Annotated in this window: 16 protein-coding genes; 13 read left to right on the top strand and 3 right to left on the bottom strand. The window is 74.6% G+C overall.

Annotation, left to right across the window (positions count from 1 at the left end):
• Nucleotides 1-132: 132 nt before the first annotated feature.
• The 3 genes from F6X68_RS02965 to F6X68_RS02975 all read left to right on the top strand — a co-directional run bounded on the left by F6X68_RS02965 (nt 133) and on the right by F6X68_RS02975 (nt 4510).
• Nucleotides 133-525 carry a hypothetical protein gene (locus tag F6X68_RS02965; RefSeq protein WP_151452792.1) on the top strand — a complete coding sequence of 131 codons (393 nt, stop codon included), beginning with the start codon at nt 133-135 and terminating at the stop codon, nt 523-525.
• A 417-nt stretch (nt 526-942) separates the two neighbouring features.
• Nucleotides 943-2841, top strand: a complete 1899-nt coding sequence (locus F6X68_RS02970) for a hypothetical protein (RefSeq protein ID WP_151452793.1) — start codon at nt 943-945, stop codon at nt 2839-2841.
• Nucleotides 2842-3139: 298 nt separating this feature from the next.
• Entirely contained in the window at nt 3140-4510 is a 1371-nt protein-coding gene (locus F6X68_RS02975) for a cellulase family glycosylhydrolase (protein ID WP_151452794.1), read from the top strand.
• Between the two features lie 70 nt (nt 4511-4580).
• Here the strand turns inward: F6X68_RS02975 and F6X68_RS02980 are convergent, their stop codons facing one another.
• The gene (locus F6X68_RS02980) at nt 4581-4799 is read right to left on the bottom strand and encodes a DUF397 domain-containing protein (protein WP_151452795.1); all 219 of its coding nucleotides are present in this window, start codon (nt 4797-4799) and stop codon (nt 4581-4583) included.
• Between the two features lie 69 nt (nt 4800-4868).
• Between F6X68_RS02980 and pepN the strand changes: the two genes are divergently transcribed.
• From pepN to F6X68_RS03030, 10 genes are all read left to right on the top strand, one after another.
• Nucleotides 4869-7385 carry an aminopeptidase N gene (gene pepN / locus F6X68_RS02985; RefSeq protein WP_151452796.1) on the top strand — a complete coding sequence of 839 codons (2517 nt, stop codon included), beginning with the start codon at nt 4869-4871 and terminating at the stop codon, nt 7383-7385.
• Between the two features lie 116 nt (nt 7386-7501).
• The gene (gene nadD, locus F6X68_RS02990) at nt 7502-8098 is read left to right on the top strand and encodes a nicotinate-nucleotide adenylyltransferase (protein WP_151452797.1); all 597 of its coding nucleotides are present in this window, start codon (nt 7502-7504) and stop codon (nt 8096-8098) included.
• Between the two features lie 110 nt (nt 8099-8208).
• Entirely contained in the window at nt 8209-8619 is a 411-nt protein-coding gene (gene rsfS, locus F6X68_RS02995) for a ribosome silencing factor (RefSeq protein ID WP_132240430.1), read from the top strand.
• Nucleotides 8616-9242 (top strand): histidine phosphatase family protein, encoded by a 627-nt coding sequence (locus F6X68_RS03000; protein ID WP_151452798.1) that lies wholly within the window; start codon nt 8616-8618, stop codon nt 9240-9242. Before rsfS ends, F6X68_RS03000 begins: the two co-directional genes overlap by 4 nt.
• A gap of 39 nt (nt 9243-9281) precedes the next feature.
• On the top strand, nt 9282-10142 hold the full coding sequence (locus F6X68_RS03005) for a DegV family protein (RefSeq protein ID WP_151452799.1): 861 nt from the start codon (nt 9282-9284) through the stop codon (nt 10140-10142).
• Between the two features lie 75 nt (nt 10143-10217).
• Nucleotides 10218-10787 (top strand): DinB family protein, encoded by a 570-nt coding sequence (locus F6X68_RS03010; RefSeq protein ID WP_151452800.1) that lies wholly within the window; start codon nt 10218-10220, stop codon nt 10785-10787.
• 319 nt (nt 10788-11106) lie between these two features.
• On the top strand, nt 11107-11946 hold the full coding sequence (locus F6X68_RS03015; protein WP_151452833.1) for a helix-hairpin-helix domain-containing protein: 840 nt from the start codon (nt 11107-11109) through the stop codon (nt 11944-11946).
• Nucleotides 11943-14408, top strand: a complete 2466-nt coding sequence (locus F6X68_RS03020; RefSeq protein ID WP_225851940.1) for a ComEC/Rec2 family competence protein — start codon at nt 11943-11945, stop codon at nt 14406-14408. The genes F6X68_RS03015 and F6X68_RS03020 overlap by 4 nt, the downstream gene beginning before the upstream one ends.
• Before the next feature lie 123 nt (nt 14409-14531).
• Nucleotides 14532-15512 (top strand): DNA polymerase III subunit delta, encoded by a 981-nt coding sequence (gene holA, locus F6X68_RS03025; RefSeq protein ID WP_151452801.1) that lies wholly within the window; start codon nt 14532-14534, stop codon nt 15510-15512.
• A complete protein-coding gene (locus F6X68_RS03030; protein ID WP_225851941.1) occupies nt 15509-16030 on the top strand; it encodes a hypothetical protein in 522 nt (173 codons plus the stop codon). The genes holA and F6X68_RS03030 overlap by 4 nt, the downstream gene beginning before the upstream one ends.
• 350 nt (nt 16031-16380) lie before the next feature.
• Here F6X68_RS03030 and rpsT read toward each other — a convergent pair whose 3' ends face one another.
• Complete coding sequence (gene rpsT / locus F6X68_RS03035) at nt 16381-16647, bottom strand: 30S ribosomal protein S20 (RefSeq protein WP_132240425.1); 267 nt, start codon at nt 16645-16647, stop codon at nt 16381-16383.
• 198 nt (nt 16648-16845) lie between these two features.
• On the bottom strand, nt 16846-17832 hold the full coding sequence (locus tag F6X68_RS03045; protein ID WP_225851942.1) for a phosphotransferase family protein: 987 nt from the start codon (nt 17830-17832) through the stop codon (nt 16846-16848).
• Nucleotides 17833-17916: the final 84 nt, after the last annotated feature.

Here is a 17916-nt window from a genome sequence, read left to right on the forward strand (position 1 = left end):
GCGGCGAGCTGGTTTCCTCGGGAGAGCGGTCCGCGCCGGTCCGCCGCCGGCACGACCGCGGCGGTGGCCGGGACGGAACGCGGGGGGTCCACCGCAGGACGAGGCCGCCCACGATCGCCACGGGGAGGACACATGCGTGACAACAGGCCGGCGTACTGGCGGCAACGGCAGGCGCGGGAGGCGCTCGGCGCGGCCGGGGAGGTCGCCCGCGCCTCGTTGATCGCGCCGCCCCGCCGTTCTGCCCGGCCGGGCCGGTTCTTCACGGTGCACCTCGGCTTCACCGCCGCCGACCTGGCGTCGGCCCGGGAGTTGGCCGTCGGGTACGCGGAGGCGCTGAGTCTGCTGCGGTCCGAGGTGGCCCTGGGCGCGTCGGCGCTGTCGCCGGCCGAGGCGTGGCAGCAGGCCGAGCGGTTGTTCTGCGGCGCGTCCGGCCCGGACGGCGAGCGCTGCGCCGACGTCGCCGGCCATCCCGGCTTCCATCACGCTCCGGGTCCGGGCGGGCTCGGCTGGGGCGACGGCGACTAGCCCGCCATTCGAGATCACCGATGCGGCAGTCGCGCGTGCGGGCGATGGGAAAGATCGACCCGTGCGCGGCTGTCGGATACCCGTCGCGGACGTGAATCCGGGAGCGGGGACATCGTATTTGCCGTCATCGAAGAAATGCCGTGCCGGGAATCCCGCCAGCGGCTCATTTCGAAGCGGCGACAGCTCTGCTGAGGAATTGATCTCAAGATCCGCGCCGGAGCAACCTCTTTGCCAGTCGTCCGTTTTGTGGTTATTTAGTGGTCGAATTCGCAGCGGCGGCGACGCCGAAAGGTCGGCCCCGATCACCAATGCCGGAAGTACCTCGTTTGTTCACTGAGGCAACCGCGCCAGGTGATCCGGAGGTTGACTCCCCATCAGGCGGAAACGACCGCTCCTGCGAGTTCGGGGGAATCGCACATGCACGTGATGTTGGCCTGGTTCGCCGACGACAATCTGTCGGAGAGCGCCCGGCGCGCCGCGAGACATCGCTTTGAAACGGCCGTCGCCGACGTGGTGCCCGACAGTTTCGTACGACACGAATTCGGCGCCGACGACTGGGGCGTGACCGTCCTGCACCGCAGCGACCGGGGCGCCTACCGGTGGCCGACCGTCGACACCGTCGGGCCGGTCACCGCCGTGTCGCTCGGGCTGCCCGTGGGGGTCGACGTGACGGGCGGCCCGGCGGCGCTGGCCGGGCGCCTGCTGGTGGGCGAGGAGGTGCACCGCGAGGTGGTGCCACCGTTCGGCCTGCTGGCCCTCGACGCGGCCGGGAACTTCGCCCTGCAACAGGACTGGATCGGCATGTGCCGGGTCTTCACGGGCCGGTCGGCCGGCCTGACGGCCTTCTGCACCCGGCCCAGCCTGCTGGCCGCGTTCCTGCACGGCGACCTGCGGCCCGACCTGGACGGCTGGGCGTCGTACACCCTCTGTGGGCACTTCGGCGGCGACAGCTCCCCGGTGCGGGGCGCCCGACTGCTCCGCCCCGGCGAGCGGGTGACCGGCCGCCGGCGCGACGGCGGCGGGTGGCAGCTCACCACCACCACGAAGTACGCGACCGACGACGTGGTGCGGGACGGGCTGGCGGCGCAGGGGCGACCGGTGACCGAGCTGCTGGACCGCGCCGCCGACGCCATCACGACCACCGCGGCCAGCATCCACGGCCTCTACGACGAGGACATCACCCTCGGGCTGTCCGGCGGGAAGGACTCCCGGCTCATCGCCGCGTCGCTGATCGCGGCCGGCCGGACCCCCAGGTTCCTGACCAACGAGGACACCCGCGCCGAGGGCGAGGTCGCCCGCGAACTGGTGCGGATCCTGCGCGACAAGCGAGGACTGCACCCCGAGCACACGCTCCGGCTCGCCGGGGCGCGGGCCAACGTGCTCGGGACCGGCCTGTACGAGCGGGCCCGGCGACTGCAACAGCTGACCGACCACCAGTTCCCCTCCAGCTACCTGGTGCGCCCCGCCGGCCCCGGGCGTCTGGTCGACCAGGCCGGCCCGGCGACCTTCACCGGTGCCGCCGGGGAGCTCGCCACCGAATACTGGTATCCCCCGACGGACGACGACGGCGAGCCGTCCCCGCAGGAGACCGCCCTGGCCCGGCTGCTGAACGCCGTGCCGACGGGCGTGGCCGACGCGGCCGTCGTCACCGCGGAGCGGGAGAGGATCCGCGGCCTGCTCGACCACGGCAGCGGGCTCGGCCTGCACGACCTGCGCCTGGTCGACTACATCTACCTGGTGGAGCGGGTCCGCCGCTGGTACACCTCCGCCTACGCGATCGGGATGGTCACCCCGTTCCTCTCGCCCGGCTTCGTCGCCGCCACCTTCGCGTTGACTCCCGGGCAGAAGCGCGAGCGGCTGATGCACACCGGGCTGATCGCCCGCCTGGTGCCCGAGTGGGCGCAGGTCCCGTTCGTCAGCGTCTCCACCGGCCCGTCCACCGCCACCCGGGTGTGGGAGGGCGACGGCCTCCAGGCCATGGCCGAACTGCTGGACACCGCCCATGGCCCGCTGACCGGTCTCGTCCGGCGGCCCGCCGTGGAGAAGGCGCTCCGCACCGCCGCCCGGGGCGGCCGACCCGACCAGCGGACGCTGCAACAGTTCACCTGGCTGGCGCTCGCCTCCGAGCAGCTCGAACCGGGCACCACCCGGGCCGCCACCGGCGCCGCGTACGCCCGGATCACCGCGCCCCCGCAGCAACGCCAGCCGGCCGGCGGCGCGGTCGCCCGACTGCGCTGGGTCAAACGGACCCGGCTCGGTGGCCGGCTCTGGTCGGCGGTGGCCAAGCGGGTGCGGGCACGGCGACCGAGCCAGTGAGCGGGCCCGCCAGCGGCGCCTGGCCCCGCCCCGCCACCTGACCGACCACCGGTGCGGGGCCGGGTACGCGGAGCGCCCGGTCCCGTACCGCCGCCGGCCGGGGGAACAGCCGACCCATCGACGATGTCCTATTGCGAAGCCTGCGTGACCACGAGTAGCTTGGCACCGTTGCAGAGCCGAGCCGGCCTCGCACCCGTACGTCGCACTCGTCACGAGCGCGCCGCGCACCGCCATCCGCGTGCGCCTGGGCAGGCGTGCCTGTGCCCCGATCCGTCGGGGCCTCACCCTGAGGTAGGCCATGAAGAGAAGACTTCTCTCCGTCGGCGCCGCGTTGCTCGCCGTCGCCGCGTCCGTCCTGATGTTCGTCAAGCCGGCGGACGCGGCGGTGGGACTGCACGTCGAGGGACGCAACATCGTCGAGGCGAACGGCCAGCCGTTCGTCATGCGAGGCGTCAACCACCCTCACGTCTGGTACACGGGCGAGACCGACTCGTTCGCCGACGTCAAGGCGCTCGGCGCCAACACCGTCCGGGTGGTGCTGGGCAGCGGCAAGCGCTGGGGTCCGTCCACCGACGTCGCCGACGTGATCTCACTGTGCAAGCAGAACCGGCTGATCTGCGTACTGGAGGTCCACGACACCACCGGCTACGGCGAGGAGGGCACCGCCGCGTCGCTCGACGAGGCGGTCGACTACTGGATCAGCCAGAAGAACGCGCTCGTCGGCCAGGAGAACCACGTCGTCATCAACATCGGCAACGAGCCGATCGGCAACGTCAACGCCGGTCAGTGGACCGCCGCGACCACCGCCGCGATCACGAAGATGCGGGCCAACGGCTTCGAGCACCTGCTCATGGTCGACGGGCCGAACTGGGGCCAGGACTGGCAGTACGTCATGCGGGACAACGCGCAGGCGATCCTGGACGCCGACAGCCGGCACAACACCGTGCTCTCCATCCACATGTACGCGGTGTTCAACACGGCCGCGGCCATCACCGACTACCTGGACCGGTTCGAGGACAACGGCTGGCCGCTGGTCATCGGCGAGTTCGGCTGGCGGTTCAACGCCAACGAGGTCGACCACGAGACGATCCTGGCCGAGTCGCAGGCCCGTGGCCTGGGCTACCTCGGCTGGTCCTGGAGCGGCAACACCGACCCGATCCTGGACATGGCCACCAGCTTCGACCCCGCGCGGCTCACCACCTGGGGCGAGCGGATCTTCAACGGCGCCAACGGCATCAGGGCGACCGCCAGGGAGGCCACGATCTTCGGCGGTGGGCCGAGCCCCACCGCGACGGTGACGCCCACGGTCAGCCCGACGGCTCAGCCCACCCCGACGGCTCAGCCCACCCCGACCCCGACCAGCGGCAGCAAGTCCTGCACCGCCGCCTACCGGATCGTGGGCCAGTGGCCGGGCGGCTTCCAGGGGGAGATCCGGATCACCGCCGGGAGCACGGCGATCAGCGGCTGGACCGTGACGTGGGCCCTCGCCTCCGGCCAGGCCGTCAACCAGGCCTGGAACGCGACGGTCACCACCAGCGGATCCGCCGTCGCCGCGCGCAACGTGGGCTACAACGGCAGCCTCGGCCCGGGTGCCGACACGGTCATCGGCTTCCTCGGCTCGTGGAGCGGCACCAACCCCGTACCGCCGCTGACCTGCACCACCACCTGACGGCCGGGCGTGCGGGCCGGGCGCGGTCAGCCCGGCCCGCACGCTCGGGCAGGCAAGCGGTCAGCCCGACTCAGTCCAGGTCGAACTCGCCGTCCTGGGCGCCGGCGACGAAGGCGTCCCACTCAGCCTGGGTGAAGACCAGGACCGGGCCCTCCGGCTCGGCGGAGTTGCGCATGCCGATCAGGTCGTCGACGAAGGCGACCTCGACGGCGCTCTCGGAGGTGTCGCCCTCGGCCCGCTGCCAGACCGCCCGGGAGAGGTCGAAGTCACCCTTGGGGTGCGAAGCCATCGTTCAGTCCTCCAGTGCCAGGGGTCATGAGGGAAACACGCACGGTTCCCCATCGGGCAGGATAAGCGGATGCCGAGCCTGACCCGTGTAGAGGCGACCGCGCGTGGCGCGGCGATCACCGTCGAGTCCTATCAGGTGGACCTCGACCTGACCGGCGACGGCGAGCGATTCCGCTCCGACGTCACCATCCGCTTCCGGGCGACCCCCGGCGCGGAGACCTTCGTCGAGGTCCAACCCGCGAAACTGCTGGCGGTACGACTCAACGACCGCGACGTCGACCCGGCCACGCTGGACGAAAACCGGCTGCCGCTGACCGGGCTGGCCGAGGCCAACACGCTCACCGTCGCCGCCGAGATGGCGTACTCGAACACCGGGGAGGGGATGCACCGCTTCGTCGACCCCGCCGACGGCGAGACCTATGTCTACGCACTGTCCTTCCTGGACAACGCGCAGCGCATCTTCGCCGCCTTCGACCAGCCCGACCTGAAGGCCCCGGTCACCATGTCGGTCACCGCCCCGCCGGAGTGGACCGTCGCGGCCAACGGCCAGCTCGCCGCCACGCCGCGCCCCGGGCGCTGGGAGTTCGCCCCGACGGCGCCGCTGGCCACGTACTTCGTCTCGCTGATCGCCGGCCCCTGGCACGTCCGGCGCGGCGAGCACGACGGCATCCCGCTCGGCGTCTACTGCCGGCGCTCCCTGGCGGCACACCTGGACGCCGACGCCGAGGAGATCCTCACGGTCACCGGGCAGTGCCTCGACCGGTTCCACCAGCTCTTCGCCGAGCGCTACCCGTTCGACAAGTACGACCAGGCGTTCGTGCCGGAGTTCAACGCCGGCGCGATGGAGAACCCGGGCCTCGTCACCTTCCGCGACGACTACGTCTTCCGCTCCGCGGTCACCGACACCGAGCGGGAGCAGCGCGCCACCACCATCGCCCACGAGATGGCGCACATGTGGTTCGGTGACCTGGTCACCATGCGCTGGTGGGACGACCTGTGGCTCAACGAGTCCTTCGCGGAGTACCTCGGCACCCGGGTGACCGCCGAGGCGACCCGTTTCGACCAGGCCTGGACGACCTTCGCCCTGCGGCGCAAGGCCTGGGGCTACGCGGCCGACCAGCGCCCCTCGACCCACCCGGTGGCGCCCGAGGAGGTCGCCGACGCCGCCGAGGGCCTGCTCAACTTCGACGGCATCTCGTACGCCAAGGGCGCCAGCGTGCTGCGGCAACTGGTCGCCTGGCTCGGCGACGACGCCTTCCTCGCCGGCCTCAACGCCCACTTCGCGAAGCACCGTTTCGGCAACGCCACCCTGACCGACCTGCTCGGCAGCCTTGCCGCAGCCGCCGGGCGGGACCTGTCCGGCTGGGCGGAGCGCTGGCTGCGTACGGCGCAGGTCGACACGCTGCGCGCCGAGGTCAGCGTCGACGCGGACGGCCGCTACACCCAGGTGGCGATCCGGCAGAGCGCCCCCGACTCGCACCCGGTGCTGCGCCCGCACCGCATCGGCGTCGGCCGGTACGCCGCCGACGGGACGGTCGTCCGGGCGGAGGTCGACCTCGACCCGGACGCCGACGGCGGCCGTACGGTGCTGACCGGGCTGGTCGGCGAGCCGGCGGCCCGGCTGCTGCTGCCCAACGACGGCGACCTGACGTTCGCCAAGATCCGGCTCGACCCCGCGTCGGCGGACGCCGTGCCGCTGGTGCTGCCCGGCCTGGCCGACCCGCTGGCCCGGGCACTGCTCTGGGGCGAGGCGCTGGACGCCGCCACCGACGGGGAGCGCCCGGTCGCCGGCCTGGTGGCCCTGATCGCCGCCGCCCTCCCCGCCGAGACCGAGGTGATCATCGCCGAGGACGTGCTCACGCTCAGCCGCTCGCTGGTCGATCGCTACCTCGACCCGCCCGCCCGCGAGGCCGCCCTGGCGCAGGTCGCCGCCGCCTGCCGGAAACTGCTCGACGGCGCCCCGGCGGGCGGCTCGCTCCAGCTCGCGGCGGCCCGGGGCTGGATCGCCGCCAGCACCGACGCGGACCGGCTGGCCGGCTGGCTCGCCGGCCGGGACGTCCCGCCGGGGCTGGCGGTCGACGCCGAGCTGCGCTGGGCGCTGCTGCTGCGGCTGGTGGTGCTCGGCGCGGCCGGCGCGGCGCAGGTCGCCGCCGAGGCCGCGGCCGACCCGAGCGCCGCCGGTGCCGAGCGGGCCGCCCGCTGCCGCGCGGCGCTGCCCGACCCGGCCGCCAAGCGGGCCGCATGGGAGATCGTCGTGTCGAACACCGAGCTGTCGAACCGACTCGTCGAGGCGACCGCGGAGGGGTTCTGGCAGCCGGAGCAGGCCGAGCTGACCGCCGGCTACGTGGCGCGCTACTTCGCCGACATGCCGGCCGCCGCGCGGGCGCGTACGCCCTGGGTGGCCGACCATGTCGCGAGACTGGCCTTCCCCCGGCACGCCGTGGCGCAGCCCACCCGGGAGGCGGCCGCGGCGCTGCTGGCCCGCGACGACGTCACCCCTGGCCTGCGCCGCGTGGTGACCGACGCCGACGACGACCTGCGTCGCGCCCTGGTCGCCCGGACGGCGGTCGCCGCGGCGGCGGCCTGACGGCCGAAGAGGGTGGTCGCCGGCGGCCACCGCGAGCGCGCCGGGGCCGGGTCGCCGGACGGGACGGTCCGGCGACCCCTCGGGGCCGCCGGTTCCGCCCGGCCTAGGATCGCGGGGTGGAGGAAGACATCCGGCGGGTCGGGATCATGGGCGGCACCTTCGACCCGATCCACCACGGGCACCTCGTCGCGGCCAGCGAGGTGGCGGACCGGTTCGGGCTGGACGAGGTGGTCTTCGTCCCCACCGGCCAGCCGTGGCAGAAGGCGGACGAGCCGGTCAGCCCGGCGGAGGACCGCTACCTGATGACGGTCATCGCCACCGCCTCCAACCCCCGCTTCCAGGTAAGCCGGGTGGACATCGACCGGGGCGGGCCCACCTACACCGTCGACACCCTGCGTGACCTGCACGCCGAGTACGGCCCGAAGGTGCAGCTGTTCTTCATCACCGGGGCGGACGCGCTGGAGCGGATCCTCTCCTGGAAGGACCTGGACGAGATCTTCGAGCTGGCCCACTTCATCGGGGTGACCCGGCCTGGCTTCGAGTTGACCGCCGCGCACCTGCCGGCCGACACGGTGAGCCTGGTGCAGGTCCCGGCCATGGCCATCTCGTCCACGGACTGCCGGGCCCGGGTCGCCCGAGGGGAGCCGGTCTGGTATCTGGTGCCGGACGGTGTGGTGCAGTACATCGCCAAGCGACGCCTCTATCAGACGTGATTCGGCCCGGTATGGGGCGGTTCGGGTGGGTAACGCGCCAGAACTGACGAGTCGGGATTCCACCGGGTGTGAGACGCTTGGAGGATCGCACGGTTGATCGAAGGAGAACGGTGACAATTTCCGAACGCGCCCACGAGTTGGCCATCGCCGCCGCCCAGGCCGCGGCCGACAAGAAGGCGCAGGACATCGTCATCATCGACGTGGGCGACCAGCTCGCCATCACCGACGCGTTCCTGCTCGCCGCGGCTCCCAACGAGCGTCAGGTGCTCGCCATCGTCGATGCCATCGAGGAGCGGCTGCTGGAGCTGCCGGAGAAGGCCAAGCCGATCCGGCGCGAGGGCGAGCGGGGCGGCCGGTGGGTGCTGCTCGACTACGTCGACATCGTGGTGCACGTCCAGCACACCGAGGAGCGCGAGTTCTACGCCCTCGACCGGCTCTGGAAGGACTGCCCGACGATCCCGTTCGTCGACCGCGACCTCGTCGACGCCGAGTCCGGCACCGGCTCCACCACCGCGGAATGACCCGCCTGATCATCTGGCGGCACGGCAACACCGACTGGAACGCCGCCAGCCGGGTCCAGGGGCAGACCGACGTACCGCTCAACGACCTCGGCCGCGAGCAGGCCCGCACCGCGGCGCCCCTGCTGGCCGGGCTGCGGCCCGACGCCATCGTGGCCAGCGACCTGAGCCGCGCGGCGGACACCGCCGGCGCGCTGGCCGCGCTGACCGGGCTGCCGGTGCGCACCGACCCACGGCTGCGGGAGCGGCACTTCGGTTCCTGGCAGGGGCTGGCCCTCACCGAGGCCGCCGAGCGCCATCCCGCCGAGTTCGCCCGCTGGCGGGCCGGCGACCCGGACCCGGGCGCCGGCATCGAGACCCTGGACGACCTCGGCAAGCGGATGGGCGCGGCCCTGTCCGACGCCGCCGACGCCGTGCCCGGCGGCACCGTGGTGGTCGCCACCCACGGCGGCGCGGCCCGGCAGGGCTGCGGCCACCTGCTCGGCTGGGAGCACGCCGTCCTGCGCACCATCGGCTCGCTGCAGAACTGCCACTGGACCGAGCTGCGCCACGACGCCGCCCGGGGCTGGCACCTGCGCGCCCACAACGTCGGCCTGATCACCGTCCCGGCCACCGAGGCCGTCTGACCCGGGCGTTCCCCGACGACATCGGCTAGCGTGCCGGGCATGCCCGTCGCGGTCGTCACCGACTCCACCGCCTATCTCCCGCCCGAGCTGCTGCGCGTGCACCGGCTGACGGTGGTGCCGCTGGCCGTCGTGCTCAACGGCGCCGAAGGGCTGGAGGGGGTGGAGACCACCCCTGCCGACGCCACCCGGGTGCTCGGCGGCCGGCGCGTCTCGGTGAGCACCTCGCGCCCCGCGCCGGAGCAGTTCGCCCAGACGTACCGGGAGCTGTTCGACGCGGGCGCCGACGGGATCGTCTCGGTGCACCTGTCGGCCGAACTCTCCGGCACGGTGGAGGCCGCCCGGCTGGCCGCCGCCGGGTTCGACGACCGGGTCGCCGTGGTCGACAGCCGCTCGACCGGCATGGGCCTCGGCTTCCCCGCCGTCGCCGCCGCCACGGCCGCCGAGCGGGGCGAGGACCTGTCGGCGGTACGCGACGCCGCCGTCGACGCCATCGCCCGTACCAGCATCTGGTTCTACGTCGACACGCTGGAGTTCCTCCGCCGGGGCGGCCGGATCGGCGCCGCCGAGGCGCTGCTCGGCACCGCACTGTCGGTCAAGCCGATCATGCACATGCCGGACGGCGCGATCGTCCTCAGGGACAAGGTGCGTACGGCCAGCCGGGGCGTGGCGCGGCTGGCCGACCTGGCCGTCGAGGCCGCCGGGGACGCCGACGTCGACCTGGCCGTGCACCACCTCGCCGCGCCGCAGCGGGCGGAGGCGCTGCTGGAGGCGCTGACGGCCCGGCTGGGCGACCGCCTGCACGACTCGTACGTCTCGGAGGCCGGCGCGGTGGTCGCCGCGCACGCCGGGCCCGGCCTGGCCTGCGTCGTCGTGCACCGCCGCCCGCCGGTCAGCGACTAGGGTGTCCTGTCGACCGTGATCGCTGTCGATCACGCGGGGCAGCGCCGACACCCGTCCGGGTGCCATCGTGACCCGATGAAGGACGACCTGCACAGTTACCTGAAGGGCGGCCGTGACGCGCTGCTGTGGAAGCTCGACGGGCTCAGCGAGTACGACGCCCGGCGCCCGCTGACCCCGACCGCGACCAACCTGCTCGGCCTGGTGAAACACGCGGCGGCCATGGAGATCCTCTACTTCGGCGTCGTGTTCGGCCGGCCGTTCGAGCAGGAGCTGCCGTACGTCGGCGACGGCGCCGAGACCAATGCCGACATGTGGGCGACCGCCGACGAGAGTCGCGAAGAGATCGTCGCGTTGTACCGTCGCGCCAGCTCCCACGCCGACACCACCATCGAAGCCCTCGCGCTCGACGACATCGGCCGGGTGCCGTGGTGGGGCGATGCCGCAGTCACACTGCACCGCGTCCTGGTCCACGTCGTCGCGGAGACACAACGGCACGTCGGCCACGCGGACATCGTGCGCGAGCTGGTCGACGGCGCGGCCGGGCTGCTGCCGAGTAACGACAACCTGCCACCTGCTGACGAGCCGTGGTGGCGGGACCACCGCCAGCGGGTGGAGCAGGCTGCCCTCGACGCCAGCAACCGCTGAGCTGCCGTTCTTCGCCGCCCTAGCACATCACCCGCATGATCAGGCGGTTGTCCACAGGCGGTGCCGTCATCCACAGCCGTGCCCCGGCCGGCCGCGCGCCCCGGGCTCGCGGACCTAGCTTCGCGTCGTGTCAGAAGACGAGGAGACGGTGGTCCGGGAACGACTGCGCCAGCTCGTGGCGGGCTGGCCGTCGAGCGCCGCACCGGCGCACCTCGGCGAGTCCGCCGATCCCCTGGAACGGACCGGCGAACCCGCCGGGCAGTTCGACGACCGTCAGGGGCCGGCCGGGCCGTTCGGCGACCGTAACGGGCCGGCCGCGCTGTCCGGCGATCATCGGAGGCTCGCCGGACTGTCCGTCGACGGTCCGGGCTCGGTCGGGGTGCCGGAGCCGGTCGTGGCGCTGCCGCCCCGCACACCGGCGTTTCCGTCCCGCGCACCGGCGTCGCCGGCCGGCGCGACGGGGCCGCCGGAACCCGACCCGCCGACCCGGGCCGTCGATGCCGGCGTGGCGTCCCGGTTGCCGGGGCCCGGGGCGTTCGACCCCGGCCGGCGGGGAGTGCGGGCGCTGGCCGTCGTCGCCGTGCTGGTGGTGCTCGGGGCCGGCTTCTGGGCCTGGCGGTCCCGGCCGCAGACCGAGCCGGTCCGCCCGGTCGCCACCGCCGAGGCATCCGACGCGACGGTGACCGGCCTCGCGGAACCGGCCGCCACGTCGGCCGGCGAGCTGGTGGTCGCGGTCGCCGGCAAGGTACGCCGTCCCGGGCTGGTCCGGGTGCCGGCCGGCGCGCGGGTCGCCGACGCCGTGGAGGCGGCCGGCGGGGCGCTGCCGGGGGTGGACGTGGCCCTGCTCAACCCCGCCCGCAAGGTCACCGACGGGGAACTGATCCTGGTCGGCGTCGCGGCACCGCCGGGCGCGGCACCCCCGCCCGGGGCAGCTCCCGGCGGTGCGCCGGGGGCGCCCGGCGCGGGCGGCCGGCTCAACCTGAACACCGCGACGCTCGCGCAGCTCGACGCGCTGCCGGGCGTCGGGCCGGTGCTCGCCCAGCGCATCCTCACCCACCGCGACCAGCAGGGCGGCTTCCGCTCGGTCGGCGACCTGCGCCAGGTGGACGGCATCGGCGACGCCCGCTACGAGCAGCTCAAGGACCTGGTGACGGTGTGACGACCGGCGGCGCGCTCGGCCCGTCGGGCCCCGGCCCCGGCTCGTCCGGCTCCGGCCCGGCCGGCCCCGCGGCCCCCGGCGTCGACGCCGGGGGCGAGCGGGTCGCGGCGGTCATCGACCTGCGGCTGGCCGGACTGGCGGTGGCCACCTGGCTCGCCGCGCTGGCCGGGCTGCACCTGACCGTCGGCCGGACCCTGCTCCTGGCGGCGGTGGCGGCCGGAGGGTCGGTGCTGGGCGGGCTGCACCTGGCCGGCGTCCTCGGGCGGCCGGCCGACCCCGTCCGGCGGTACGGCTGGATCGCCGTCGCCGTGCTGCTCGGCGTGGTCTGCGGCGCGACGGCCACCGCCGCGCGGCTGTCCGTCCGCGACTCCGGTCCCGTCCGCGCCCTGGTCGAGGAGCGGGCGGTCGTCACCGCCGAACTGGTCGTCCGCGACGACCCCCGCCCCGTACGCGGCGTCGCCGGGCGCCCGGCCACCCTGCTCGTGCCGGCCGAGCTGACCTCATTCACCGGCCCGGACGGACGGCGGGTCGCGACGCCGGCCCACGTGCTGGTCCTCGCCACCGATCCCGCCTGGCGGGGCCTGCTGCCCGGTCAGCGGCTGACCGCCGAAGGACGGCTCGCCGCCCCGCGCGGCGGCGACCTGACCGCGGCGGTGCTGAGCGCGGCCGGACCGCCGGTGCCGCACGGGGCCGCCCCGTCGCCGCAGCGCGCCGCCGGATCGTTGCGGGCCGGCCTGCAACGCGCCTGCCTGCCGCTTCCCGACGAGCAGGGCGGGCTGCTGCCCGGCCTGGTGGTCGGCGACACGAGCCGGCTGCCGCCCACCGTCGAGGAGGACTTCCTCGCCACCGGCATGACCCACCTGAACGCGGTCTCCGGCTCCAACGTGGCCATCGTCGTCGGGGCGGTGCTGCTGCTGGCCCGGTGGGCGCGGGCCGGACCGTGGCTGGCCGCCGGGCTCTGCGGGTTGGCGCTGGTGGGCTTCGTCATCCTGGTCCGTCCCTCACCGAGCGTGGTGCGCGCCGCCACCATGGGCGCCATCGGGCTGGCGGCGTTGGCGGCCGGACGTCCCCGGGCGGCGCTGCCCGCCCTCTCCGCCGGGGTGGCCGTGCTGGTGCTGGTCGACCCTGAGCTGGCCGGTGACGCCGGCTTCGCGCTCTCCGTGCTGGCCACCGGTGGTCTGCTGCTGCTCGCCCCGAGGTGGCGCGACGGGCTCCGTCGGCGCGGGGTGCCGGCCGGGCTCGCCGAGGCGTTGGCCGTGCCGGCGGCCGCGCAGCTCGCCTGCGCCCCGGTGGTGGCCGGGATTTCGGGCACGGTGAGCCTGGTCGCCGTGCCGGCGAACCTGTTGGCGGTGCCGGCGATCGCGCCCGCCACGGTGCTCGGGGTGCTGGCGGCGGCGGTGTCGCCCGTCTGGCCGGCCGGGGCGGAGTTCGTCGCGTGGCTGGCCAGCTGGCCGGCCTGGTGGCTGGTCATGGTGGCGCGGCACGGCGCGCGGCTGCCGGCGGGCACGCTGCCGTGGCCGGGCGGGGTGCCGGGGGCCCTGCTGCTGACCGGGCTGACCGTCGCGCTGCTGGTGGCCACCCGGCACCCGGTCGTCCGCCGGCTGGTGGCGGTGGTCGTCGTCGCCGTCGTGGTCGGCACGCTGCCCGTACGGCTGGCCGCCCCCGGCTGGCCCCCGGCGGGCTGGGTGGTCGCCGCCTGCGCGGTCGGCCAGGGCGACACCGTCGTGCTGCCGGTGGCGGCCGGCCGGGCGGTGGTGGTCGACGCCGGGCCGGACCCGGGGGCGGCGGACGGCTGCCTGCGTCGGCTGGGCGTACGGGAGGTCGCGCTGCTGGTGGTCAGCCACTTCCACGTCGACCACACCGGCGGCGTGGCGGGCGTGTTCCGGGGTCGACCGGTGGGTGCCGTGCTCACCCCGCAGTGGTCCGAGCCCGCCGCCGGGCGGGAACTGGTCCTCGCCGAGGCCGCGGCGCACTCCGTCGACGTGGTGGCGGGCGCGGCCGGGTGGCGGTACCGGGAGGGTGGCGTCGAGTTCACCGTCATCGGCCCGCCCCGCCCGATGCGCGGCACCCGGTCGGATCCCAACAACAACTCGCTGATGCTGCTCGCCACCGTCTCCGGCGTACGGATCCTGCTCGCCGGGGACGCCGAGACCGAGGAGCAGCGGGCGCTGCTGGACGACACCTCGCCGGGCGGCCTGCGGGCCGAGGTGCTGAAGGTCGCGCACCACGGGTCGGCCTACCAGGACCCGGCCTTCCTGGACGCGGTGCGTCCCGTGGTGGCCCTGGTGCCGGTGGGGACGGGCAACACCTACGGGCACCCCAATCCGGCGGTGCTCGGGCGCCTGGCCCGGGGCGGGGCGCGGGTGCTGCGTACCGACACGGAGGGGGACGTGGCGGCGGTGCTCGGCCGGGCCGGCCTGGGGGTGGCGACACGAGGCACGCCGCCGGGCCGACAACGGTAGGAATCGACGTCGATTATTGGCTTTAGCGGCGTACTGAGGTAAATGTCTGGATTTGCGCTGAGTGCGGGCTCCGCAACCGGAGTGCGGACGAGCAGACTGGATCCGGCCGCCGGCCGTGCGAATATGGGCGGCGTGACCGCCGCCAGCTTCGCTCCTATTCTGCTCGTCCTCGGCGACGAGGAGCTGCTCGCCACGCGCGCGGTCACCGAAGCCGTCGTGAAGGCCCGCAGCGTCGACCCCGACGTGGACGTCCGCGAATACCAGGCCGGCGCCCTCGTCGTCGGCGAGATCGCCGAGATGCTCAGCCCGTCCCTCTTCGGCGGGCGACGGGTGCTGGTGCTGCGCGCCGGCCAGGACGCCCGCAAGGACCTGGTGGCGGCCCTGCTGGCGTACGCGAAGAATCCCGACCCGGACGTGCAGCTGATCGTGCTGCACCTCGGCGGGGCCAAGGGCAAGGCGTTCGCCGACGGGCTGAAGGCGGCCGGGGCGACGGTGGTGCCGGCGGCAAAGCTCAAGGGGCACCGCGACCGGGTGGCCTTCGTCCGGGACGAGATCCGCCGGGCTGGCGGGAAGTGCACCGACGACGCGGCCGAGACGCTCATCGCGGCGGTCGGCAACGACCTGCGCGAGCTGGCCGCCGCCTGCTCCCAGCTGATGGCCGACACCGACGGGCGCATCGGCGCCGACACGGTCGCCCGCTACTACCGGGGGCGGGTCGAGGTGACCGGCTTCACCGTCGCCGACGCCGCCATGGTGGGCGACGTGCCGGCGGCACTGGAGGCGCTGCGCTGGGCGCTGCACGTGGGGGTCGACCCGGTGCCGATCGCCGACGCGATCGCCGACGGCGTCCGCACCGTGGCCCGGGTCGCCGCCGCCGGTCGGGGCGACCCCTTCCAGTTGGCGAGCACCCTCGGCATGCCGGCATGGAAGATCAGGTCCGCTCAGCAGCGGGCCCGTGGCTGGACGCCCGAAGGGCTGGTCGAGGCGATGCGGGCCGCGGCCGAGTGCAACGCGGCCGTCAAGGGCGGCTCGGACGACCGCGCGTACGCGCTGGAGCGGGCCGTGTTCTCGGTCGCCGCCGCTCGGCAGGGTGGCGCCCGGTGAGCGGAGCACCCCGCGGCTCATGGGCCACGATCCCCGCCGACGAGGAGCGGTACCGTCCGCTCTACGCGCGCCTGCTCCGGCTGCGCTTCGTCAACCCGGGCGGGGTGCTCTGCTTCCTCTTCTTCGAGGGCGCCGTCGCGCTCGCCGCGCTGCTCGCCCTCGCCGAGCTGGTCACCTGGTGGTCGGTGCTCGTCCTGCCCGCCACGGTGGCCGCGATGGTGAAGCTCAACGACATGGTGGCCGCGATGGTGGTCCGCACCGCCGCCCTCGTGCCCGAGCAGGAACGGGACCGCTTCCGCCAGCAGATGGAGCCGGTGGTCGGGCGGGCCAGGGTCGACTGGGTCGCGCACACCGTGCAGGGCGTCGTCGTCACGGCGTCGCCGGTGCCGCACACCGCGCGGGCCGTACGCGACCGGCAGGTGTACCTGGACGCGCAGTACGGCACGGGGGAGCGCGACGGTGGCCGCGCGGACGCCGAGTTCGGCCCGCAGCGTGCCCACCCCGATTCGCTGGGCTGACGATCCGCCGCCGACCGACCCGACGGCGACTCGCCGACCGACCGACGGCGGCCCGCCGACCGATCCGCGCCCGGCAGGCCGTGGCCCACCCGAGGCCGCCCCGCTCGAGATCTTGGAAGGAAACGGCCCCGGTGAGGGCCTGTTCCCGCCAAGATCTGCTGTGCGAGCCACGGCGAGCCGCGGTGAGCCGCAGCGAACGGCGCCCGGTCACGGCGGACGACGCCAGGCCACGGCGGACGACGCCAGGCCACGGCGAACGGCGGCGCGTTCGCAGCGCAGCGCGTGAAAAGCAGACAGCCGGAAGCCCCGGGTCGTGCCCGGGGCTTCCGGTCAGGTCTGAGGTCGCCTCGTCAGGCGGAGAGCGACACCACGCGCCGGGCGATCGCGGACTTGCGGTTCGCGGCCTGGTTCGAGTGGATCACGCCCTTGCTGACCGCCTTGTCCAGCTTGCGCGAGGCGTCCCGCATGAGGATGGTGGCCTTCTCGACGTCACCGGCCTCAGCGGCCTCGTTGAACTTCCGGACGGCGGTCTTCAGCGACGACTTGACCGACTTGTTACGCAGCCGGCGCTTCTCGTTCTGCCGGTTGCGCTTGATCTGGGACTTGATGTTCGCCACGCGACAGCCTCGTCTTGATAGCTCGGGTTGGTCTGCATTCCGCGCGCGACGAGCATGCGTCATCGCTGCGCGAAGAGCCAGGTTACCAGGTCGCCCGGGACGAGCCAAAACGGCTCGGTCCCCGCCCTGGTGGGCGCCGCGGGCATGCCACCACGGCGAGCGGTCGTAGGCATGCCACAACGGCGGCGAGCGGTCCGGTCAGGTCCAGCCCTGCCGGCGGGCGAGCCAGCCGAGTGACTGCTCGCCGCTCCACCGCTGGTGCGCCGGGAGGTGCGGTGACGCGGTACCGGGCGCCGAGGCGGCGGTGGTGAGGAAGTAGCCGGAGAGGGCGGCGAGGCTGGCGTCCAGCGCGTCGGGAGGCGCACCCGCCGATGCCGGGTGCCGGGCGAAGAGCGCGTCGGCGTCCAGGCCGTCGGCGTACGCGGTGAGCAGCAGGGTCACCAGGTCGAACCAGGGCGGCCCCTGGCAGAGCCACGTCCAGTCGCAGAACCAGGCCCGCCCCGCCCCGTCGATCAGCACGTTGTCCAGCCGCAGGTCGCCGTGGATCAGGCCGGTGGCGCCGGCGGCGTACGCGGGGAGGCGGGACTCCAGCGCGACCAGCTCGGGCAGGCGGTCCCGGAGCGGCGCGGGCAGCGGCGGTGCCGGCTCCCGGCCGGCGGCCACCTCGCCCCACCAGAGGATGTCGTCGCGGGCCAGGTCGGCGAGGTGGGGCAGCCCGAGTTCGCGCAGCCCGGCCGGCGCACCGGCCAGCGCGGCGGCGACGTCGGCGTACCCGGTCAGGGTCGCGGTCAGCTCGGCGGGGTCCCAGGGCAGTCGGGGCGTGTGCCCGTCGACGGCGTCGAGGCAGAGCGCGAACCAGCCGGCCTCGTACAGGGTCCACCGGGGGCGGGGCGCCGGCAGCCCGGCCGGGAGCCGGTCGAGGATCGCGGCCTCCCGGGCGTACCAGTCGACCAGTCGCGGTTGCTCGGCGGTGGCCGCGGCCTTGACGAAGGCCCGGTCCCCGGCGGCGGTGCGGAGCATGGCGGCGAAGCCGCGGGTGAAGCCGGCGCCGGCGACCCGGGCCGCGACCACGGGCGCGCCGAGGCGGTCGCCGATGGCGGTACGCAGCGCCGCCGGCAGCGTCGCCCACTCCGGCCGGCGGGCGGTCGCGTGGTACGGCACGGGCGGCGGGGACGTCGGGGTCACGCCACCATGCTGCCGGGCGGGGCATCGGCCCGCACCGCCACTGCGCCCGCGACCCGCCGTGCCTCCCTTGGCGGGGCGGGAGCG

It is taken from the genome of Micromonospora sp. AMSO12t (genome assembly GCF_008806585.1).
GTDB classification, from domain to species: domain Bacteria; phylum Actinomycetota; class Actinomycetes; order Mycobacteriales; family Micromonosporaceae; genus Micromonospora; species Micromonospora reichwaldensis.